General features: G+C 72.5%; 2 protein-coding genes. Both read right to left on the bottom strand.

Features of this window, described 5'->3' with window-relative positions; genetic code table 11:
* Nucleotide 1: 1 nt before the first annotated feature.
* Nucleotides 2-10675, bottom strand: a complete 10674-nt coding sequence (locus OG736_RS42590; protein ID WP_327187261.1) for a type I polyketide synthase — start codon at nt 10673-10675, stop codon at nt 2-4.
* Nucleotides 10672-24972: a type I polyketide synthase gene (locus OG736_RS42585; RefSeq protein WP_327187260.1), complete on the bottom strand. Its 14301-nt coding sequence runs from the start codon at nt 24970-24972 to the stop codon at nt 10672-10674. Before OG736_RS42585 ends, OG736_RS42590 begins: the two co-directional genes overlap by 4 nt.
* Nucleotides 24973-24992 lie beyond the last annotated feature (20 nt).

The following is a 24992-nucleotide window of genomic DNA, read 5'->3' as shown; positions in this document are numbered from 1 at the left end:
TCTAGCTGTCGCCCTTCTTGCGGCCGAGCCCGCGGTCGATGAAGTCGAAGATCTCTTCGGCGGTCGCCGTCGCGAGGTGGTCGCCCACCGCGCTCCGGTCCGTCTGGTCCTGGTCGGTCGCGTCCACGCGTCGGCGCTGCTCGGTCCATTTCGAGAGCACCGCGCGCAGGCGGTTCGTGATCCGTGCGGAGTCGTCGTCGTCCGGGGCCGTCCCGAGCAGTTCGGCCTCGAACCGGTCGAGGTCGGTGAGGAGCCGGGTCGTGGGATCGGCAGGTGCGGGAGCGACCCGCGCCCGCACGTACCGGCTGAGCGCCACCGGTGACGGATGGTCGAACACCGCGGTCGCGGGCAGCCGCAGGCCGGTGGCCGCGCCGAGCCGGTTGCGCAGTTCGACCGCGGTGAGCGAGTCGAAGCCAAGGTCCTGGAACGCCTGCTCCGGATTGATGCCGCTCACCGAGGAGTGCCCCAGCACCGAGGCCACGTGTTCGCTCACGAGATCCAGTACGACGCGCTCCTGCTCGCTCTCCGGGATGTCTTCCAGCCGGTGCGCGAGGGACACCTCCGTGCCGGTCGCACCGACCGCGCCGGTGGAGTGCGCCGTACGTCTGACCGGGCCGCGTACCAGGCCCCGCAGCAGGGCCGGCAGCCCGGCGGAGTCCGCGCGCGCCCGCAGCACTCCTGTGTTCACGCGCAGCGGGATGGCGAGTGCCCGGCCCGTGGCACGGCTCGTACGGACGACTGTCTCGAAGAGGTCGAGGCCCTGCTCGGGGGTGAGGGGCTTCAGGCCGGTGCGGGCGACGCGCTCCAGGTTCTCGCCGGCCAGCTCCCCGGCCATGCCGCCGTCCTGCGCCCACAGCCCCCAGGCCAGGGACACCCCGGGCAGACCCTGCGCCCTGCGGTGCTGGGCGAGCGCGTCGAGGAAGGTGTTCGCGGCCGCGTAGTTGGCCTGCCCGGGGGCGCCCAGTACGCCGGCGACGGACGAGAACAGGACGAGGTCGACGAGCGGGAGATCACGCGTCGCCCGGTGCAGGTGCACCGCGGCGTCGGTCTTGGCTCGCAGTACGGCGTCGAGCCTGTCCCGCGTGAGCGTCTCGATCACACCGTCGTCGAGAACGCCCGCCGTGTGCACGACGGCCGTCAGCGGATGCTCTTCCGGGACCTTCGCGATCAGTTCGGCCACGGCGTCCGGGTCGGTCACATCGCAGGCGACGACCGAGACGCAGGCCCCTTCACTCTCCAGTTCCTCCCGCAGCTCTGCCGCGCCGTCGGCGTCGGGACCGCTCCGGCTGGCGAGCACCAGCCGTCGCATGCCGCGATCCTTCACCAGCCGCCGGGCGAGCAGCCGGCCGAGGGCTCCCGTTCCGCCGGTGATCACCACGGTTCCGTCGGGATCCCAGCTCCACTCCTTCGACGAGTTCCCGTCCACTTCGGGTGCGACGCCGACCAGGCGGGGTGTCAGTACGGTCCCGCCGCGCACGACCGTCTGCGGCTCGTCCTGGCGGAGCGCCGAGGTCAACAGGCTCTGCCAGTCGTCCCGTTCATCGATGTCGACCAGGACGAACCGCCCCGGATGTTCCGACTGCGCCGAGCGCACCAGCCCCCATACGGCCGCGTGCGCGAGGTCGGGTACGGGGTCGTCGGCGCCGGCGCTCACGGCCCCGTGGGTGACGACGACCAGCCTGGACGCGGCCGAGGGTTCATCCTTGCCCTCGTCCTTGTCCTCGTCCGAGAGCCACTGGTGCACCGCGTCGAGCACCTTCCCGGTGACCTCACGGACCGCCCCTGGCAGATCATCGTCGTCCACCCGGGGCGTCCATGGCAGGACGACGAACTCGGCTTGCTCCTGGGCCACTCGAGGTTCGTCGGCGCCGAGCAGCCTCCAGCGGGCGGGCGGGGCGTCCACGACAGGAGCGGGCGTCCATTCCAACGCGAACAGTGCGCCTCGGTCCTTGTCCCGTGCGCGCTGGTCGCGTGGGAGTTGATCCGCCTGAACCGCCCGGGAGACCAGGGCGTCCACGGACACCACCGGCTGCCCCTTGGCGTCGGCGACCTCCACGGACACCGCGTCAGGTCCCGAGGGAGCCAACCGCACGCGCACGTTCGTGGCGCCCGCCGCGAACAGTGACACCCCGCTCCAGGAGAACGGCAGCCGGACGCCCTCGTGACCGCTACCGGTGGCCGGGACAGCGTGCAGGGCGGCGTCGAGCAGCGCGGGGTGAACACCGAACCCCGACACGTCCTGCTGCTCGGGCAGGGTCACTTCGGCGAAGATCTCGTCGCCGCGCTTCCAGGCCGCCCGGAGGCCCTGGAAGGCGGGGCCGTATCCGTAACCCGACGTGCTCAGACGCTCGTAGAAGCCGTCGAGGTCGACGGGTTCCGCGTCGGCCGGAGGCCAGGCCGTCAGGTCGGAGGCCTCCTCGGACGCGTCAGCCGTGTCGACCGTGAGCACCCCACTGGCGTGCCGCACCCACTCCTCGCCCTCAGCGGGACGCGAGTGCACCGTCAGCGGGCGTCGGCCGGGCGCCTCTTCGGGTCCGACCCGAACCTGAACCGCGACGCCACCGACCTCGGGTACCACCAGCGGTGCTTCGAGGGCGAGTTCCTCCAGGCGTCCGCAGCCCACCTCGTCCCCGGCCCGGATCGCCAGCTCCACGAAGGCCGTACCCGGCAGCAACACCGTCCCGGCCACGGCGTGATCCGCCAGCCAGGGCTGCGTACGCACCGACAGGTGCCCCGTCAGGAGCGAGCCCTGGTCCCCTGCGAGGAGGACGGCCGCACCGAGGAGAGGATGATCCGCGCCGGTCAGGCCCCAGGCCGTCGGATCACCACCGGCGGAGTCGGCGTCCTCCAGCCAGTAACGCCGGCGCTGGAAGGCGTAGGTGGGCAACTCGACAGGACGCCCGCCCGGCAGCATTGCCGACCAGTCGACCTCGACACCGTGCACGAACGCCTGCGCCACGCCGGTCAGCAGTGTCTCCGGTTCGGGGCGGTCCTTGCGCAGCAGCGGGACCGCCCGCAGGCCGACGTCGCCGTCGAGGGACTCCTGGGCCAGCGCGGTCAGGACGCTGTCCGGGCCGACCTCCACCAGCACACCGACACCGTCAGCGGCCAGTGCGCTGACACCCTCACCGAAACGGACCGCGGCCCGAACATGCTCGACCCAGTAGTCGGACCCGACCAGCTCACCCGGCTCGGCGATTCGACCGGACACATTGGAGACGACGGGGACAGCGGGTTCATGGAAGGTGATCTGTTCGACGACCTCCCGGAAGTCCTCCAGCATCGGCTCCATCAACGGCGAATGGAACGCGTGGCTGACCCGCAGGCGCCGGGACTTCACCTCCCCCAGCCGCGAAATCACCTGCTCCACAGCCTCCGCCTCACCGGAGACCACCACCGACGACGGACCATTGACCGCGGCAATCGCCACACGATCGGCCAAGTCCGCGATCCCGGCCGCGACTTCCGCCTCACCCACCTGTACGGCGACCATGACCCCACCAGCCGGCAACGCCTGCATCAACCGACCCCGAGCCGCCACGAGCCGAGCCGCATCCTCCAGCGAGAACACCCCCGCCACATGAGCCGCAGCGATCTCCCCGATCGAATGCCCGATCAACACATCAGGCCGCACCCCGAAACTCTCCAACAGCCGCACCACCGCCACCTCAAAAGCGAACAGGGCAGCCTGCGTCACCTCCGTCCGCCCCAACCGTTCCTCGTCCGCGAACACGCCGGGATCCAGACCCAACGCGCCGCTCACCTCATCCAGGGCCTCCGCGAACACCGGATACGAGGCCGTCAACTCGGCACCCATCCCGACCCGCTGCGCCCCCTGCCCCGAGAACCCGAACGCCACCCGCACGCCCTCACCGGCCACACCCCGCACCGGCAACGCCCGCAACCCCTCCAGCAGCTCGTCCCGGCGCCGGCCCAACACCACCGCCCGGTGCTCCCACACTGACCGCGACGCAACCAGCGAGAACCCCACATCGACCGGATCCGACGCGGGCCGCTCCTCGACGAATCGGGTGAGCCGTTCGGCCTGCCCGACCAGCCCCTCGGCCGTACGGGCGGACACCACCCACGGCACCACTGCCACCGGAATCCTCTCGGCAACCGCCTCGACGGAGGACTCAGGTACCTGCTCCACGATCACGTGCGCGTTGGTGCCACTGATCCCGAAGGACGACACACCCGCCCGCCGCGGACGTCCGTCGGTCTGCGGCCACTCCCGCGCCTCCGTCAACAGCTCCACCGCACCGGAGGACCAGTCGATGTGCGGCGACGGGGCATCCACATGCAGCGTCCTGGGCATCACCCCCTGCCGCACGGCCTGGACCATCTTGATCACACCGGCGACACCCGCCGCCGCCTGCGTGTGCGCGATGTTCGACTTCAGCGACCCCAGCCACAAAGGACGGCCCTCCGGCCGCTCCTGCCCGTACGTCGCCAACAACGCCTGCGCCTCGATCGGATCCCCCAGCGGCGTGCCGGTTCCATGACCCTCGACGACGTCGACGTCCGAAGGGGACAGGCCGGCGTTGGCCAAAGCGGCCCGGATGACGCGCTGTTGGGACGGACCGTTCGGCGCAGTCAGGCCGCTGCTGGCGCCGTCCTGGTTCACGGCGCTGCCCCGGATCACCGCCAGCACCTCGTGCCCGTTGCGCCGCGCGTCCGACAGCCGCTCCAGGACGAGGACGGCGACGCCTTCGCCCCAGCCCACGCCGTCGGCGGCGGCGGAGAAGGACTTGCAGCGGCCGTCGCGGGCCAGTCCGCGCTGGCGGCTCAGTTCGATGAACTCCTGAGGAGTGGACATCACCGTCACGCCGCCCGCGAGGGCGAGCGTGCATTCGCCGCCGCGCAGGGCCTGACCGGCCAGGTGCAGGGCCACCAGCGACGACGAGCACGCCGTGTCCACCGTCACCGCGGGACCCTCGAGGCCGAACGCGTACGAGACCCGGCCGGAGATGACACTGGAGGTGCTGCCGGTCATGGTGTAGCCCTCGACGCCTTCGGGCACCTTGTTGAGCCGCGACACGTAGTCCGGGGGCATCGCGCCGGCGAACACGCCGACCTGGCTTCCGCGCAGCCCGCCCACATCGAGGCCGGCTCGCTCGAAGGCCTCCCAGGACGCCTCCAGCAGCAGTCGTTGCTGCGGATCCATGGCCAGCGCCTCGCGGGGCGAGATACCGAAGAGTTCGGCGTCGAAGTCGGCGACGTCGTAGAGGAAGGCGCCTTCCCGCGCGTAGCTCTTGCCGGGTGCGTCGGGATCGGGGTCGTACAGGTCCCCGATCTTCCAGCCGCGGTCTTGCGGGAAGTCCGCGACGACGTCCCGGCCCTCGTCGACCAGCCGCCACAGCGCCTCGGGCGAGTCGATGTCCCCGGGCAGGCGGCAGGCCATGCCGATGATCGCCAGCGGTTCGTCGGCCGCGACGGCCGTGGTGGCGCGGGTCTCCCCTGCCGTCCGCCTGCCTCCGACCGCCTCGGTCCGCAGGTAGCGGGCGAGCGCGAGCGGGGTCGGGTGATCGAAGATCAGGGTCGAGGGCAGGCGAAGGTCGACGGCGGCGTTGAGCCGGTTGCGCAGTTCCACCGCCATCAGGGAGTCGAAGCCCATGTCGAGAAACCCGCGCTGCGGTCCGACCGCGTCCGGCTTCGGGTGACCGAGCGCTCCGGCGGCGTGGGTGCGTACGAGGTCCAGGAGTGCGCGTTCCTGCTCGGGTTCGGTGAGGCCGGCCAGCCGCTGGAGCAGAGCGGCGGCCGGCCCACCGGCCTCCGTGGTGGTCGCGGCACGTCGTGTGGGAACGCGTATCAGGTCGCGAAGCAGGGTCGGCAGGGTTCCCGAGGCCGCCTGCGCCCGGAGCGCGGCCATGTCCAGGCGGACGGGTGCCAGCAGTGCCCTGTTCCGGCCGGGCGCCGCGTCGAACAGTGCCATCCCCTGTGCCGAGGACAGAGGTGCGAGGCCGGACCGCGCGATGCGTGCCCGGTCGCCCTCCTCCAAGCGCCCCGTCATCCCGCCGTCCTGCTCCCACAGGCCCCAGGCCAGGGACACGGCCGGCAGACCGGCCGCCCGCCGGTGCTGGGCGAGCGCGTCGAGGAACGCGTTGGCGGCGGCGTAGTTGCCTTGCCCCGGCCCGCCGAAGACGCCCGCCACGGAGGAGAAGAGGACGAACGCACGAAGGTCCGAATCCCGTGTCGCGAGGTGCAGGTTGACAGCCGCGTCGACCTTCGGCCGCAGTACGGCATCCAGCCGCTCCGGGGTCAGCGCCGTGATCGTCCCGTCGTCCAGGACTCCCGCCAGGTGGACGACCGCCGTCAACGGATGCTCCGCCGGTATCCCTGCCAGCAGTGCGTCCAGCGCGGCCCGATCGGTCACGTCGCAGGCCACGGCCGACACCGACGCGCCCGACTGCGCCAGTTCCGACACCAGTTCGGCGGTGCCAGGCGCCTCCGCACCCCGCCGCCCGGCCAGCACCAGATGGCGCACCCCATGCTCGACCACCAGGTGCCGCGCGAGCACGCGACCCAGCGAACCTGTCCCGCCGGTGATCAGAACCGTGCCGTCGGGGTCCCCACCACGGTCCTCGAGACCGGCATCGGGGACGGCGGCCGACGTACGTACCAGCCGCGGTACGAGCAGGGCTCCATCGCGCACCGCGATCTGGGGTTCACCGGTCGCCAACGCGGCGGGCAGGAGTGCATCCCATCCGTCGCCTTCGTCCTCGTCCTGGTCCTGGTGGACGTCGACGTCCACCAGGACGAACCGGCCGGGGTGTTCCGCCTGCGCGGAACGCACCAGCCCCCACACCGACGCGTGCGCCGGATCGCGTACGTCGTCGTCCTCCCCGGTGCTCACCGCGCCCCGGGTGACCACGACGAGCCGCGACGGGTCCGGCGACTCATCGGCCAACGCCGCCTGGAGCGCCCGCAGTACGTCGGCCGTGGCCTCCCGCACGAGCTCCGGAACGTCCTCGTCCACGAGCTCCGACGCCGACGTGCACACCAGCACGTCGAACTCGGGCGCGGCCGTCGCGGTCGGCGTCGCGGCGGGCACCCAGTCCACGCCGTACAGCGCGTCCTGCTCGCCGCCGCCCGACTGCCTCAGCTGTTCCTTCGACACCGGGCGGGACACCAGAGCGTCGACGGACGCGACCGGACGGCCCTCCGGGTCCGCCAACTGAAGACCGGCGGTGTCGGCACCGGTGTACGCCAGCCGTACGCGAACGGTCGTCGCACCCGCGGCGAACAGGGAGACCCCGGTCCAGGCGAACGGCAGCCGAACCTGCCCGCCGTCATCCTCTCCGTCGGTCGCCACCGTCGCATGCAGAGCGGCATCCAGCAGAGCTGGATGGATCCCGAAGGCGGACGCGCCGTCGACCTCCTGCTCGGGCAGGCTCACCTCGGCGAAGATCTCGTCGCCGCGTCGCCAGGCGGCCCTGAGGCCCTGGAAGGCGGGGCCGTAGGTGTAGCCCGAGGAGGCGAGTGCGTCGTAGAAGCCGTCGAGGTCGACGGGCTCGGCGTCGACGGGGGGCCAGGCCGTCAGGTCGAACGCCTCCACCGACGTATCGGCCGAGTCGGCCGTGAGCACACCGCTGGCGTGCCGCACCCACTCCTCGCCCTCGGCTGCCAGCGAGTGCACCGTCAACTGCCGCCGCCCGCCGTCCGCTTCGGGCCCAACGCGGACCTGCACCGACACACCCGTCCTGTCGGGAACCACGAACGGCGCTTCGAGGGTGAGTTCCTCCAGGCGTCCGCAGCCCACCTCGTCCCCGGCCCGGATCGCCAGCTCCACGAAGCCCGTACCCGGCAACAGCACCGTCCCGGCCACCGCATGGTCCGCCAACCACGGATGCGAGCGCAGCGACAGACGCCCCGTCAGCACCACACCCTGTCCGTCGGCCAGCCGCACCGCCGCACCCAGCAACGGATGCTCGGTGGATGCCAGCCCGAGCGAGTCGGCGTCGCCCACCCAGGAGCTGTGCTCTTCCAGCCAGTAGCGCTGGTGCTGGAAGGCGTAGGTGGGCAGTTCCACGCGGCGCCCGCCGGGGAGCAGGGCGGGCCAGTCGACGTGGACACCGTGCGTGAAAGCCTGCGCCACGCCGGTCAGCAGTGTCTCCGGTTCGGGACGGTCCTTGCGCAGGAGCGGGACCGCCCGCAGGCCGTCGTCGCCGTCGAGGGACTCCTGGGCCAGGGCGGTCAGGACGCTGTCCGGGCCGACCTCCACCAGCACGCCGACACCGTCAGCGGCCAGCGCGGTGACGCCGTCACCGAAACGGACCGCCTCGCGCACATGCCGCACCCAGTACTCAGACGCAGTCAGCTCACCCGGCTCGGCAAGTCGGCCTGACACGTTCGAGACCACCGGCAGCCGCGGCTCATGGAAGGTGATCTGCCCGGCAACCCGCCGGAAGTCCTCCAGCATCGGCTCCATCAACGGCGAATGGAACGCATGACTGACCCGCAGGCGCCGGGACTTCACCTCCCCCAGCCGCGAAATCACCTGCTCCACAGCCTCCGCCTCACCGGAGACCACCACCGACGACGGACCATTGACCGCGGCAATCGCCACACGATCGGCGAACCCCTCAAGAGCGGAAAGGACATCACCCTCACCCGCCTGAACCGCGACCATCACGCCACCGGCCGGCAACGCCTGCATCAACCGACCCCGAGCCGCCACGAGCCGAGCCGCATCCTCCAGCGAGAACACCCCCGCCACATGAGCCGCAGCGATCTCCCCGATCGAATGCCCGATCAACACATCAGGCCGCACCCCGAAACTCTCCAACAGCCGCACCACCGCCACCTCAAAAGCGAACAGGGCAGCCTGCGTCACCTCCGTCCGCCCCAACCGCTCGCCGTCCCCGAACACGCCCGGATCCAGCCCCAACGCACCCCCGACCTCCTCCAACGCCTCCGCGAACACCGGATAGGCGGAAGCAAGTTCAGCGCCCATCCCGACCCGCTGCGCCCCCTGCCCCGAGAACCCGAACGCCACCCGCACGCCCTCACCGGCCACACCCCGCACCGGCAACGCCCGCAACCCCTCCAGCAGCTCGTCCCGGCGCCGGCCCAACACCACCGCCCGGTGCTCCCACACTGACCGCGACGCAACCAGCGAGAACCCCACATCGACCGGGTCCGACTCCGGCCGATCCTCGACGAACGCAGCCAACCGCTCGGCCTGCCCGACCAGCCCCTCGGCCGTGCGGGCCGACACCACCCACGGCACCACCGGTACCGGGACACGGACACCGGACCCGGCAACCGCCTCGACGGAGGACTCGGGCGCCTGCTCCACGATCACGTGCGCGTTCGTCCCGCTGATCCCGAACGACGACACACCCGCCCGCCGCGGACGCCCCACCTCCGGCCACTCCCGCGCCTCGGCCAGCAACTCCACCGCACCCGCCGACCAGTTCACATGCGGCGACGCCTCATCGACATGCAGCGTCTTCGGCAGTACTCCGTGCCGCATCGCCTGGACCATCTTGATCACACCGGCGACACCCGCCGCCGCCTGCGTGTGCGCGATGTTCGACTTCACCGAGCCGAGCCACAACGGACGCCCCTCCGGGCGCCCTTGGCCATACGTGGCCAGCAGCGCCTGCGCCTCGATCGGGTCGCCCAACGGCGTGCCGGTGCCGTGGGCCTCCACGACGTCGACGTCTTCCGGGTTCAGCCGAGCGTTGGTCAACGCGGCGCGGATCACCCGCTGTTGGGAAGGACCGTTCGGGGCCGTGAGTCCGCTGCTGGCGCCGTCCTGGTTGACGGCGCTGCCCCGCAGTACCGCCAGCACCTCGTGCCCGTTGCGCCGCGCGTCCGACAGCCGCTCCAGCAGGAGTACGCCGACCCCCTCGGCGGGGCCGAAGCCGTCGGCGGATGCCGAAAAGGCCTTGCAGCGACCGTCCTTGGCGAGTCCGCGCAGGCGGCTGAACTCGGTGAAGACCTTGGGGCTGGCCATCACGGTCACACCACCCGCGAGGGCGAGTGAGCATTCGCCCGCGCGCAGCGCCTGGCCTGCGAGGTGGAGGGAGACCAGGGACGACGAGCACGCCGTGTCCACGGTGACAGCGGGGCCCTCGAGTCCGAAGACATAGGAGATACGGCCCGCGATGACGCTGTGGGTGCTGCCGGTGACGAAGTACCCCTCGACCTCCTCGGGGGGCTGGTGCAGCCGGGTCACGTAGTCGGACCAGCCGGTGCCGTAGTAGACGCCGACGTGTTTGCCGCGCAGTGACCTGGGGGTGATGCCGGCTCGCTCGATCGCTTCCCAGGAGGTCTCCAGCAGGAGCCGCTGCTGGGGGTCCATGGCGAGTGCCTCGCGCGGGGGGACGGCGAAGAAGTCCGCGTCGAAGTCCCCGGCGTCGCGCAGGAATCCGCCCTCGCGGACGTAGGTCCTCCCGGGCGCGTCCGGGTCGGGGTCGTAGAGGGTGTCCATGTCCCAGCCGCGGTCCTCGGGCACGCCGGAGACCGCGTCCCGTCCCTCGTCGACGAGTCGCCACAGGTCCTCGGGGGAACGGACACCGCCCGCGTAGCGGCAGGCCATCCCGACGATGGCGATGGGCTCCCGGGCCGCGTCCTCCAGCTTCTGGTTCTGCAGCCGGAGCCGTTCGGTCTCCTTCAACGACGCCCGGAGGGCTCCAACAACCTTGTCGGTCGACGCGTCAGTCACGAGCTCTGCCCTTCGGATTGTCCCGGCCCGCCGTTGTGCCCGGGTGCTTCGAACTGTCGGGATGCATCGGCCTGTTGCTGTTCGGTGGTGTCGAGTTCGCCGTGTGCCAGGCGGATCAGGTCGGCGATGTCCATGTCGTCGACGGCGAGGGTCGTCTCCTCCGCGCCCGGGCTTCCGTCGCCCGCTCCGCTGTCCGAGTCGAAGCGCCGGACGTCGCCGGTTGCGTCGGCCTCGTCGGGAACGAGTTCCGTGCGCAGGTGGTGAGCGAGGGCGGCGGGGGTCGGATAGTCGAAGATGAGGGTCGCGGGGAGGCGCAACCCGACCGCCGTGTTGAGGCGGTTGCGCAGTTCCACCGCGGTCAGGGAGTCGAAGCCCAGGTCGAGGAAGCCCCGTTCGGCTTCTACGGCGTCGGGCTTGGCGTGGCCCAGCGTGGTTGCCGCGTGGCTGCGTACCAGGTCCAGGAGGGCGCGCGTCCGGTCGTCGTGGGAGAGCTGTACGAGGCGCTGGAGCAGGACCGATACCTCCTGGCCGGAGTTTCGGCCGGCGTTGCTGTTGGCGACGCGACGCCCTGGTGTGCGCACGAGGCCTCGGAGCAGCGAGGGCACGGTGCCCGCGCCGGCCTGCGCGCGCAGTCCGGCAGGGTCGAGCCGGACGGGAACGAGCAGTGCCTCGTCCACGGTGAGTGAGGCGTCGAGCAGCGCCATGCCCTGTGCGTTGGTGATCGGGGCGAGCCCGGAGCGGGAGATCCGTGCGACGTCGTCGCCCTTGAACTCCCCGGTCATACCGCTGGCTTCGGCCCACAGGCCCCAGGCGAGCGAGAGGGCGGGCAGGCCCTGGGCCCTCCGATGGTGGGCGAAGGCGTCCAGGAAGGAGTTGGCTGCCGCGTAGTTGCCCTGGCCCGGGCTGCCGAGGGCACCGGAGGCCGAGGAGAACAGGATGAATCCGGCGAGGTCCAGGTCCCTGGTCGCCTCGTGCAGGTTGAGCACGGCATCGATCTTCGGCCGCATCACGGTGTCGACGCGCTCCGGGTCCAGTGCGGGGATCGTGCCGTCCGCCAGGACGCCCGCGGTGTGGACGACCGCGGTCAGGGGGTGTTCGGACGGCACCTTGGCGACCAGTTCGGCCACCGCGTCCCGGTCGGCCACGTCACACGCGACGACCGACACATCAGCGCCGGCCGCTTCCAGTTCGGTCAGCAGCTCCCGTGCGCCGGGCGCCTCCACGCCCCTCCGGCCGGCCAGCAGCAGGTGCCGTATGCCGTGTTCGGCCACCACGTGCCGGGCCACCAACGCGCCCAGCGCGCCCGTGCCGCCGGTGATCAACACGGTGCCGTCCGGGTCCCACACGGGCGGCATCGTCAGCACGTTCTTGCCGACGTGCCGGGCCTGACTGACGAACCGGAAGGCCTCCGCCGCCCGCCGCACGTCCCACGCCGTCACCGGCAGATGCGTCAACACCCCGCGCTCGAAGAGCGCCACGATCTCGCGGAGGATCTCCTGCGTGCGTTGCGGGCCCGCCTCCATCATCTCGTAGAAGCGGTAGGCGACGCCGACGTGCTGGGCTGCCACCTGATCCGCGTCCCGGATGTCGGCCTTGCCCATCTCGATGAACCGTCCGCCACGGGGCAGCAGCCGCAGCGACGCGTCGACGAACTCACCGGCCAGGCTGTTCAATACGACGTCCACGCCGCGCCCGGCCGTGGCCGTGCGGAACGCATCCTCGAAGTCGAGCGCCCGGGACGACGCGATGTGTTCGGCGTCGAGACCACCGGCTCGCAGCGTGTCCCACTTCGCCGGACTCGCCGTACCGAAGACCTCCGCGCCCAGATGCCGGGCGAGCTGCACGGCGGCCATCCCGACACCGCCCGCCGCCGCGTGCACCAGCACCGACTCGCCCGCCCGCACCCCGGCCAGGTCCACCAACCCGTAGTAGGCGGTGACGAAGGCGACCGGGACCGACGCGGCCTGCTCGAAGGTCCAGCCCTCGGGGATGCGCACCATGGTCCGGGAGTCGGTGACGGCGTCCGGCCCGAAGGACAGCGGGACGATGCCCATCACGCGGTCCCCCGGTTCCAGGCCGGTGACCTCGCAACCGACCTCCGTCACCACACCGGCCGCCTCGCCGCCCATCGCGCCGGGGTCCGGGTACATGCCGAGAGCGATCAGCACGTCACGGAAGTTGAGGCCGGCGGCGCGTACGGCGATCCGCACGTCGAGCGGACCCAGCGGCTCCGGTGTGCAGGGCACCAGCGTCAGGTTCTCCAGTGTGCCCGGGGTCGTCACGTCCAGTCGCCAGGAAGTGCCGACCGGCGGCACCAGCGCACCGTCTGTCGAGGCCCGCGCAGTCGTCGACCGCGTCAGCCGCGCCGCCAGCACGCGCCCCGCACGCACCACCACCTGCGGTTCTCCGGAACCCAGCACCCTGGGCAGCACCTCGGCCAGGGTGGCGTCCGCGTCAGTACCCGCTTCGAGGTCCACGAGCACGAACCGACCCGGGTTCTCGGTCTGCGCCGACCGCACCAGACCCCACACCGGGGCATGCGCCAGATCCGGTACGGCATCGCCGGGGGTCGCGCCCAGCGCTCCCCGGGTCACCACGACCAGGCGTGCGTCGGTGAACCGCTCTTCGGAGAGCCACTTCTGGAGAAACGTCAGCATCTCGGCGGTGGCGTCACGTACCGCGTGCGCAAGACCGTCGCTCGCGCCGGAGGCGGGCCTGGAGGGACCCGTCCCACAGGGGAGGACCACGAATTCCGGGAGGCTCTCGGCGTCCGTTCCCGCGGCGCCCTCGTCCAGTACCGTCCACCGGTCCGGGGACACCTCGTCGCCCGGCTTCAGCGGTGTCCAGTCGATCCTGAAGAGCGAGTCCTGTTCCCCGCCGGACGGGTGCCTGAACTGCCCCGGGGCCGCAAGGCGGGTGACGACGGCGTCGGCGGACGCGACCGGAGCGCCTTCGACGTCGGCGACCTGTACGGAGACCGAGTCCTCGCCCGTGGGCACCAGCCGCACGCGCACGCTGGAAGCGCCCTGGGCGAACAGCGACACCCCGCTCCACACGAACGGCAACCGCACCCGGCCGGCCTGTTCCGCGTCCGTGAGCCCGACATGGAGAGCCGCGTCCAGCAGGGCCGGGTGGAGGCCGAAGCCGGCCGCACCGTCCGCCACGCCGTCGGGGAGGCTCACCTCGGCGAAGAGTTCGTCGCCGCGCCGCCAGGCCGCCCGCAGGCCCTGGAAGACCGGCCCGTAGCCGTATCCGGCCGCGGTCAGGCCGTCGTAGAAGCCCTCCAGCGGGACCGGCGCGGCGTCGACCGGGGGCCACACCGCGAGATCGAACGCTTCGGCGGTGTCGTCGGCGGCGAGTACACCCTCGGCATGACGGACCCAGTCCTGACCGTCCCCCGTGAGCGAGTGCACGCTGACCGGCCGCAGCCCGGACTCGTCCTCGGGGCCGACGCGCACCTGGATCGAGACCGTTCCCTCCGCGGGCACCACCAGGGGTGATTCCAGGGTGAGTTCCTCGAGGCGTCCGCAGTCGACCTCGTCACCGGCCCGGATCGCCAGCTCGACGAACGCCGTGCCCGGCAGCAGAACCGTCCCCGCCACCGCGTGATCCGCAAGCCACGGATGCGTCCGCAAAGAGACCCGACCCGTCAGTACCACACCCTCGTCGTCGGCCAACCGCACCGCGGCGCCCAGCAGGGGATGCTCGGCCACCGCGAGCCCCAGGGCATGCGGATCGCCTGCGGCGACCGACGCGTCCTCCAGCCAGAAGCGCTGTCGTTGGAAGGCATACGTCGGCAGCTCGACCCGCCGCCCGCCCGCCAGCAGCCCCGCCCAGTCGACCACCAGACCACGCGTGAACGCCTCCGCCACCGACGCCACGAAACGGCCCATGCCCCCCTCACCACGCCGCAGCGAACCCACCGCCACGACCTCCACACCCACGTCCTCACACGTCGCCTGCGTACCCACCGTCAAAACCGGATGCGCACTCGACTCCACGAAGAACCGAAAACCGTCCGCCACCAACGCCCGCACCGCACCCTCGTAATCAACCGGCCGACGCGCGTTCTCGAACCAGTACCGCGCATCCAGCCCCCCGGTATCGATCACCCGCCCCGTCACCGTCGAATACATCGGCACCCGCGAAACACACGGAGCGATATCCGCGAACAACTCCAGAATCCGCTCACGCAACACATCCACCTGAACCGAATGCGACGCCACCGTCGAACCCAACAACCGCGCCCGCACCCCCTCACCCCGGCACGCAGCCACGAACTCCTCCAACGCAGCCACCTCACCCGCCACCGTCACCGCACCCGGACCATTACGCCCCGCCACACTCAACCGCCCACCCCAACCCACCAACCACTCCTCCACCTCACCCGCACCCAACGCCACCGACGCCACCGCACCCCGACCCACCAACTCCTCCGCGAACAACGCACTGCGCCGCACCACCACCCGCGCCGCATCCTCCAACGACAGACCACCCGCCACATACGCAGCCGCCACCTCACCCTGCGAATGCCCCACCACCGCAGCCGGCTCCACCCCCACCGACCGCCACAACTGCGCCAACGACACCTGCACCGCGAACAACACCGGCTGCAACACCTCAATACGCTCCAACGACGGCGCCCCCACCACCCCCCGCACCACATCCACCACCGACCAACCCGTCAACGCACCCAACACCCGATCACACTCCGCAAACACCTCCCCGAACACCACCGACGACTCCAACAACTCCACCGCCATACCCACCCACTGCGACCCCTGACCAGGGAAAACAAACACCACCCGACCCCGCACATCACCCACACCCGACACCACACCCGCACTCGGTCCACCGGAGACCAACGACACCAAACCCGCCGTCAGGTCCTCCCGGCTCCGGCCCAGGACCACCGCCCGCCGCTCCAGCACCGAGCGCGACACCGCCAGCGAGAACCCGACATCGATCGGATCCAGCTCCGGTCGCCTGCCGATGAGTTCGAGCAGCCGCTCCGCCTGGCCGGCCAGCCCTTCACCGCTCCGCGCCGACACCACCCACGGCACCACCCCGACCGGAGCCCGCTCACCCACCGCCTCGACGGAGGACTCGGGCGCCTGCTCCACGATCACGTGGGCATTGGTTCCGCTCATCCCGAACGAGGACACACCGGCCCGCCAGGGGCGCTCGACCTCCGGCCACTCGCGGGCCTCGGTCAGCAACTCCACGGCGCCCGCGGACCAGTCGACGTGCGGCGACGGCTCATCGGCGTGCAGCGTCCTGGGCAGCATCTCGTTGCGCAGCGCCATCACCATCTTGATGACACCGGTGACACCGGCCGCGGCCTGGGGGTGGGCGACGTTCGACTTGATCGAGCCGAGCAGCAACGGCCTGCCCGCGGGGCGCCCTTGGCCGTAGGTGGCGAGCAGTGCCTGGGCCTCGATCGGGTCGCCCAAGGCCGTACCCGTGCCATGGGCCTCGACGGCGTCGACGTCACTCGTGGTCAGGCCCGCGTTGGCCAACGCGGCCCGGATGACGCGCTGTTGGGACGGACCGTTCGGGGCGGTGAGGCCGTTGCTCGCGCCGTCCTGGTTGACCGCCGAGCCGCGCACGACGGCCAGGACCTGGTGTCCGTTGCGCCGGGCGTCGGACAGTCGCTCCAGCAGCAGCATGCCCACACCCTCACCCCAGCCGGTACCGTCGGCCGCCGCCGAGAACGCCTTCGACCGGCCGTCCGGCGCCAGCGCACGCAGGCGGCTGAACTCGACGAGGCCCTTGGGGCTGGCGAGCAGGGAGACACCGCCGGCGAGGGTCATGGAGCACTCGCCGCCGCGCAGGGCCTGGCTCGCGAGGTGGAGGGCCACCAGGGAGGACGAGCAGGCCGTGTCGACGGTCACCGCGGGGCCTTCGAGGCCGAAGGTGTAGGCGATGCGGCCGGACATGACGCTTCCGGCGCTGCCCGTGACGGCGAAGCCCTCGGCCTCTTCCGGAACGCGGTTCTCGGCGGTGGCGTATCCGTCGGCGCCCGCACCGACGAAGACGCCGACCTGGGTGCCGCGCAGGGAGGCCGGGGTCACTCCGGCGCGTTCCATGGCCTCCCAGGCGGTCTCCAGGAGCAGACGCTGCTGGGGGTCCATGGCGAGGGCTTCGCGCGGTGCGATGCCGAAGAAGTCGGCGTCGAAGTCGCCGGCGTCCTCGAGGAACGCGCCGTGCCGCACGTAGCTCTTGCCGGGGGCGTCCATGTCGGCGTCGTAGAGCCGCTCGAGGTCCCAGCCGCGGTCGGTGGGCAGTCCGGCGACGATGTCACGGCCGTCGGCGACGGTCTGCCACAGGTCTTCCGGAGAGCGGATGGCACCGGGCAGACGGCAGGCCATTCCGACGATCGCGATGGGGTCGTCGTCCTGGTCGCGCGGCTCTGCCGTGGCCGCAGGCAACATCGGTCGCTCGTCCTGGTGAGGCTGTCCGGCCGTGAGTTCGGTCCGCAGGTGGCGGGCGAGGGCGACCGGGCTGGGGTGGTCGAAGACGAGGGAGGGCGGCAGGCGCAGGCCGGTTGCCTGGTTGAGGCGGCGGCGCAGTTCGACGGCGGTCAGGGAGTCGAAACCGAGGTCGCGGAAGGGACGTTCGGTGTCGAGGTCCTCGGTGCTGCCGTGACCGAGCACGGAGGCCGCCTGTGTGCACACCAGGTCGAGGAGGAGGCGTTCCTGACCGGCTTCCGGGAGGCCGGCGAGGCGACGGGTCAGCTCGGGGCCGTCGTCCGTGCCGGTGTCCGAGGGGTCGGGGCCTTCGTCGGCGGTGACGAGGCGTGCCTCGGGGATCTCGTCGAGCAGGGGGCGCGGGCGGGCCAGGGTGAACAGGGCGGCGAAGCGTTCCCAGGTGACATCGCTGACGACGACGGCCGTCTCGTCGTGGTCGAGTGTCTGCCGCAGGGCCTGGAAAGCGAGGCGCGGGTCGAGGCGGGGCAGGCCCTGGCGGATCGAGCGCCGGGTGAGCAGCTCGCGCATGGACGTGTCCTCGCCGCGGTCGTTGAAGGCGTCCCAGATGCCCCAGGCGACGGAGGTGGCGGGCAGGCCGCCCGCTCGACGGCGTTCGGCGAGCGCGTCGAGGTAGGCGTTGGCGGCCGCGTAGGGGCCTTCGTCGCCGCTGCCCCACACGCCCGCGATGGAGGAGAACAGGACGAACGCGTCGAGTTCGTCGGTGTCGAGGAGTTCGTCGAGGTTGCGTCCGCCGACGACCTTGGCGCGTACGGCCTGTGCGTAGCGGTCGACGGTCGTCTCGGTGAGCGGGCCGACGTCGGCGACGACGGCGGTGTGCAGGACGGCGCGCAGGGGCGGTCCGTCCGCGCGCAGCCGTTCGATCAAGGTGGCAAGTGCCTCGCGGTCCGCGGCGTCGCAGGCGGCGATGGTGACGAGAACTCCCTTGGCCTCGAGTTCGGCGCGCAGTTCGGTGGCGCCGGGGGCGTCCGTTCCCCGGCGGCCGGTGAGGACGAGGCGTTCGGCGCCGTGGTCGGCGAGCCAGTGGGCGAGGTGGCCGCCGAGGGCTCCGGTGCCGCCGACGACGAGCACGGTGCCGCGGGGCTGCCACGGTCGTGGTGCGGGGGTGTCGGCGAGGGGGGCGCGCACCAGGCGTCGTACCAGGGTGCCGGTGGCGCGCACCGCCAGTTGGTCCTCGGTGCCACGGGCGCCGAGTGCGGCGCACAGGTGGCGCACGGCGTGCGTGTCGGGCTGTTCGGGGAGGTCGACGAGACCGCCCCAGCGGTGTGGGTGTTCCAGGCCGACGACGCGGCCCAGGCCCCAGATCTGAGCCTGTTCGGGGCGCCGGACCACGTCGGTGCCGGCGACGGTGACGGCGCCCTGGGTGACGCACCACAGGGGCAGGTCGATGTCGGCGTCGCCCAGGGCCTGCGCGAGGGTGAGCGTGGCGGTGACGCCTGCCGCGAGGTCGGGGTGTTCGGGGTGCGGGGTCTCGTCGAGGGCGAGCAGGGAGAGCACACCGCCCTGCTCCGGCCGGTCGCCGGTGGCCCGGGTCAGCAGGTCGGCGAGTGCCGTGCGGTCGGTGCGCGCCGGGTCCACGGGGAGGTGGACGACGTGGGCGCCGCGGCCGGCGAGGGCGTCGACGGCGTGCCGGGTCCACGGGTGGTCGGCGGTGTGGGTGGAGGTGAGAACGAGCCAGGTGCCGGTGATCGCCGCCGGTTCTGTGTCGGGGGCGGGCCGCCAGACGACCCGGTAGCGCCACGAGTCCAGGACGGATCGTTCCCGGTTGCCCTGCCGCCAGGCGGACAGGGTCGGCAGCAGGTCGTCCAGCGGGGTCGGGCAGTCCTCGGGCAGGCCGAGGGCGCGGGCGAGTTCCGTGCGGTCGCCCTGGTCGACCGCCGCCCAGAAGCGGGCCTCGGGCCGGTCGGGCCCGGGGCGGGCAGCCGTGGAGGCCTCGGGGCGCGGGAGCCAGTGGCGGCGCCGCTGGAAGGCGTACGTGGGAAGGGGGACGCGTCGGCCGCGAGGCAGCAGGGCCTGCCAGTTCACTTCCACGCCGTGGACGAAGGCGGTGGCCACGGCGGTGATGATCGCCTCGTCCTCGGGGCGATCCTTGCGCAGCAGCGGGACGGCGACCGCCTCCGGCCGCTCGTCGAGGAACTCCTCGCTCAGGGCGGCGAGGACCCCGTCCGGGCCCAGTTCGAGGAAGGCGGTCACGCCGAGGCGGTCCAGTTCACGAACGCCGTCGGCGAAGCGGACCGCGGCCCTGACGTGCCGTACCCAGTAGTCCGGTGAGCACAGTTCGCCGGGCTCGGCGAGCCGGCCGGTGACGTTGGAGATCACGGGCAGGTGCGGCGCGTGGTAGGTGACGCTCTCGGCGACCTCCCGGAAGTCGTCGAGCATGGCGTCCATGTGCGGCGAGTGGAAGGCGTGGCTGACGCGCAGGCGCTTGGTCTTGTGGCCGCGCGTGGCGAGTGCGGCGGCCACCTCGGCCGCCGCTTCCTCGTCGCCGGAGAGCACGGTGGAGGCGCGTCCGTTGACTGCGGCGATGTCGAGCCGGTCGCGGTGGCCGGACGCGGCGAGGGCGTCGGCGACCTCGGCCTCCGGTGCGGCGACGGCGATCATGGCGCCGCCTTCGGGCAGGGCCTGCATCAGCCGGCCGCGGGCCGTCACCAGCCTGGCCGCGTCGCTCAGCGAGAGGACGCCGGCGGCGTGGGCCGCGGCCAGTTCGCCGATCGAGTGGCCCATCAGGTAGTCGGGTTCGAGGCCCCAGCTGCCCAGAAGCCGGAACAAGGCGCTCTCCACGGCGAACAGCGCGCTCTGGGTGTACTCGGTCCGGTCGAGCAGCCGAGCCGCGTCCGTGTCCGGCTCGGCGAACAGGATGTCGCGCAGGAGGCCGTTCCCGTCGCGGTCCAGCTGGGCCAGGGCCTCGTCGAGGGCAGCGGCGAACACGGGGAAGCGGTCGTACAACTGCCGTCCCATTCCGACCCGTTGGCTGCCCTGTCCGCTGAACAGGAACGCGGTGAGCCCCTCCCCCGAGGCGCCGGCGCTGATCACGTCGTCGGCGCTGCCGCCGTCGGCGAGCGCGGTGAGGGCGGTACGTACGGTGTCCTGGTCGCCGGGCCTGGCGAGGACCACCGCTCGGTGCTCCAGCAGAGACCGGGTGGTGGCCAGTGAGTACGTGGCGTCCACGGGGTCGAGGTCGGGGCGGGCGGCGACGAACTCGGCCAGCCGGGCGGCCTGTCCGCGCAGGGCGGCCGTGCCACGGGCGGAGACCACCCAGGGCAGCAGCGCGAGGGGCGGGTCGGCGGGCTCGGCGGCGTGCGGGGCGTCGGCGGTGCGGGGCGCCTGTTCGACGAGGACGTGGGCGTTGCTGCCGCTGAAGCCGAAGGAGGAGACGCCGGCCCGGCGCGGCCGGCCCCGGTCGGGCCAGGGGGAACGGCCGGTGATGAGCCGGACGGGCAGGGAGTCCCAGTCGATGCGGCTGGAGGGGCGGTCGATGAGGTGGGGCGGTATCTCACCGTGGTGCACGGAAAGCACGACCTTGAGCAGTCCGGTGATACCGGCGGCCGCCTCCAGGTGTCCGATGTTCGCCTTGGCCGAGCCGACGAGCAGCGGGTCGCCAGGGTCGCGGCCGGAGCCGAGGGCGTCGGCCAGGCCGTGTATCTCGATGGGGTCGCCCAGCGGGGTGCCGGTGCCGTGGGCCTCCACGTAGTCGACCTCGCGGGGCTCCCAGCCGGCCCGGTCCAGTGCCTGACGGATCAAGGCGGACTGCGCGGACGCGCTCGGCACCGTGAATCCGCCGCTGTCCCCGTCCTGGTTGACGGCGCTGCCGCGCAGCAGGGCGTAGACGCGGTCGCCGTCGCGGCGCGCCGCGGCCAGCGGTTTGAGGATGAGCACGACGGCGCCCTCGCCGCGGCCGTAACCGTCGGCGGCCTCGTCGAAGGTCTTGCAGCGGCCGTCGGGGGCGAGGGCCCCGCCCGCGGACATGGCCACGGACACCGTCGGGGAGACGATGACGTTGGCACCGCCGACGAGGGCGATCTCGCAGTCGCCGGCCCGCAGTCCCTGGCAGGCGAGGTGTACGGCGGTCAGGGACGCCGAGCAGGCGGTGTCCACGGCGAGGCTGGGCCCGTGCAGCCCGAGGAAGTACGACAGTCGGCCGGCGGAGGCGGCGAAGGTGTTGCCGGTGCCGTAGTAGAGGTCGATGTTGCCCATGTCGCGGGTGAGCAGTTCGTGGTAGTCGGCCGTGTTGAGACCGACGTACACGCCCGCCTGACGCTCCAGCAGGGCGGCCGCGGGATAGCCGGAGTCCTCCAGCGCCTCCCAGGCCACCTCCAGGGTGAGCCGCTGCTGCGGGTCGAGCGAGGCCGCCTCGCGGGGGGAGATGTGGAAGAACGCGGCGTCGAACCCGGAGACGTCGGCCAGGTAACCGCCGTCGGTGGGGACATCGGGTCCGGCCTCGTCCCAGATCGGGTCGTCCCGCCGCCCGGGCGGCGGGGCCGCCACCGCATCCCGGCCCTCGGTCAGCAGGGACCAGAACTCCTCGGGCGAGGACGCTCCCGGCAGGCGGCAGGACATGCCGATCACCGCGACGGCGTCGTCGTCCGCGCTCGCCGCCGCCGGTGCGGGTGTCTCCTCGGGCGCCAGGTGCCGCGCGGGTTCGGCCGCTGTCACTTCCGCGAGGTGGGTGGCCAGAGCCTGGATGGACGGGTGCTCGAAGACGACCGTGGACGGGAGCCGTACGGCGAAGGCCTCTTCGAGCCGCTTGCCGAGGGTGACCGCGGTCAGGGAGTCCAGCCCCTGCTCGAACAGGCCGCGCCGGCGAGGCAGCGGCTGGTCGGGACCGAGCCCGAGCACATCACGGACGACGGCGTCGATCCGGTGCACCGTCCGGGCGGAGGAGCGCGCAGCGGAGGCGGGCGGGGGCATGTCGGCCGGTGCGGTCGTCGCGGCCGAGGCGGGCGTCTCGCGGGTCGGGGCGGCGGTGCCCGACGTCTCGTGGGCCGGGGCGGCGGTGGCCTGGACGGGCGTCCCGCCGGTCGGGGCGGCGGTGGGCGCTTCCATGGCCGTCGGGAGTGCGTCGGGGTCCCGCAACCGCTCGTGGTGACCCCGCTCCACGCCGGGCAGCCAGTACCGGTCGCCGCCCCAGGACGGCAGCGGCAGGTCCCGGAAGCGGTGCGGCCTGCCGGTGGCCGTCGTCCAGTCCACGCCGGTGCCGGTGACGTGCAGGCGGGCCAGGGTCCGGTGAAGCGCCACCGCGCCCGGTTCGTCGCGGCGCAGGGTGCCCAGCACGGGACGGCGCAGACCGCGCCGGCGTGCGGCGTCGACGAGCGGCTGGAGCAGGACCGGGTGAGGGCCGATCTCCAGGAGGGTGAGGGCCTCGTCCTCGGCGAGCAGGCGGTCGACGGCGGGCCACAGGCGTACGGGTTCGGTGATGTTGCGGGCCCAGTAGGCGGCGTCGAGGGGACCGGCGTCGGTGTCGGGGTCGACGCTGGAGAGCAGGCGCAGGGTGGGCCGCCCCGGGGTGAGATCGGCGAGTGCGTCGCTCAGCCGCGGGCCGCACTCGGCCACGAGGGGGCTGTGGAAGGGATAGTCGACGCGGGTGCGGCGGCAGCGCAGACCGTGTCCTTCGAGCAGGCGCTGCGCCTCGGTGACGGCGTCGTCGGGCCCGGCGACGACGACGGAGCCGGGGCCGTTGATCGCGGCGACCACGGCCGGGAGTCCGCTGCCGTCGAGGAGGTCGGCGACCGTGGCGGGGTCGCCCTGCACCGCGAGCATGCGCCCGGTTCCCGCGGTGTCCTGCAGGATCCGGCCGCGCCGGACGATCAGCCGTACGGCGTCGGGCAATTGGAGGACGCCCGCGGTGTGGGCGGCGGCTATCTCGCCGACGCTGTGGCCGATGACGGCCGTCGGGGTGATGCCGCGCCGGGTGAGCCAGCGGGTCAGCGCCACCTGGACGGCGAAGATGGCCGGCTGGGCGAGGTCGGTGCGGTCGAGTCCGCTGTCCTCGGTGCGCCGCAGTTCGTCGAGCAGCGACCAGGACGCCTCGGTGCGGATCAGCGCGTCGCACTCGTCGAGGGTGTCGGTGATGTCGGGGTCGGTGCCGTACAGGTCGCCGGCCATGCCGGCCCACTGGCTGCCCTGTCCGGAGTAGACGAAGACGGGGGCGGGTTCGCCGTCGGGGTCCAGGCGGTCCGCGTACGCGCCGTCGGGCAGGTCTTCGAGGTCCGCGGGGCCGGTGACCGCGTCCAGGGCTTCGATCAGCGTCTCGCGGTCGGTGCCGACGGCGGCGTACCGGTGGTCCTCGTGGGTGCGCCGGGTCGCCGCGGACGCGACGAGGTCGGTGAGCGGCACGTCGTCGCGGGAGAGCTGCTCCCGCATCTGGGCGACCTGTTCGACCAGTCCTTCCGGCCGGGGCGCGGAGACGAGCAGGACGTGCGGCCTCCCGGTGGGGCGGTCGGCCGGCGCGTCGGTCGGTGCCTCCTGCCGCGGCGGGGCCTCGGCGATGAGGTGGACGTTGGTGCCGCTGAGCCCGAAGGCGCTGACACCGGCGCGCAGCGGGCGCGCGGAGGCCGTCTCCTGAGCGGGGGCGGTCAGGTCCGTGCCGCCGAGCGAGACGGCGATGCCGCCCGCCTCCCAGTCGACCGCCGGGGTGAGCTCGTCGATGCCGGGCTGGACCGGAACGTGTCCGGCGCCGAGGATCCAGATCGACTTGATGAGGCCGGTGATGCCGGCCGCGGCGTCGGTGTGCCCGAAGACCGCCTTGTGCGAGCCGACCACCAACGGGAGGGCGTCGTCGCGTCCCGCTCCGTACACCTCGGACAGGGTGCCGAGTTCGATCATGTCCCCGAGGGGGGTGCCGGTGCCGTGCGCCTCGACGTAGTCGACGCCGTCGGTGCCCACACCTGCCGCTGCCAGCGCCGACCGCACCACGGCGGCCTGGGCGGAGGCGTTCGGGGCGGTCAGGCCGACGCTGCTGCCGTCGTTGTTGACGGCGGAACCGCGGATGACCGCGTGGACGCGGTCGCCGTCGGCGAGCGCGTCCGTCAACCGTTTGAGGACCACGACGCCGCAGCCCTCGCCGCGGACGATGCCGTCGGCCTCCGCGTCGAAGGGGCGGCAGCGCCCGGACGGGGAGATCGCCCCGATCCGGCTCATGAAGACACTGATCTCGGGGCTGAGCAGCAGGCTTACGCCGCCGGCGAGGGCGGTGTCGATGTCGCCGGCGCGCAGGCTCTGGCACGCCTGGTGGACGGCGTACAGGGATGACGAGCAGGCCGAGTTGACCGCGACGGCGGGGCCGCGCAGGTCGAAGGTGTAGGCCAGCCGGCCCGCGGCGAAGCTGAACTCCATGCCGGTGATGTAGTGCGGGCTGACGCCCTGCGGACCGAGTGACTTGGCGTGCAGCAGGTGGTAGTCGTTGGCGAGCAGACCGACGTAGACGCCGGTGCGGGTGCCGCGCCAGTCACGGCGGGCTCGGCCGGAGTCGGCCATCGCCTCGGAGGCGACCTCCATCAGCAGGCGCTGCTGGGGGTCGATGGCGGCTGCCTCGCGGGGGGTGATGCCGAAGTAGGGCGCGTCGAACCGGTCGACATCCTCCAGGAAGGCGCCGACGTGATTGGTGATGGTGCCGGGGGCGTCCTCCTCGGCGGCGTCGTGCAGGTCCCGTCCCCAGCGGTCCTCGGGGACCTCTTCGAGGACGGTGCCGCCGGACCTGAGCATCCTGCCGAGCGAGCCGAGGTCACGTACGCCGCCGGGGAGGCGGCACCCCACGCCGACGACGGCGATGGGCTCTGCGGGAGGGAAGGTCACGTCCGGGCTGGCGACCATGGTCTCGACACGCCTTTCGG

This window comes from Streptomyces sp. NBC_01334 (assembly GCF_035983595.1).
Taxonomy (GTDB): Bacteria; Actinomycetota; Actinomycetes; order Streptomycetales; family Streptomycetaceae; genus Streptomyces; species Streptomyces coriariae.
The sequence above is the reverse complement of the archived record's forward strand: the minus strand, read 5'-3'. Positions and strand labels throughout refer to the sequence as shown.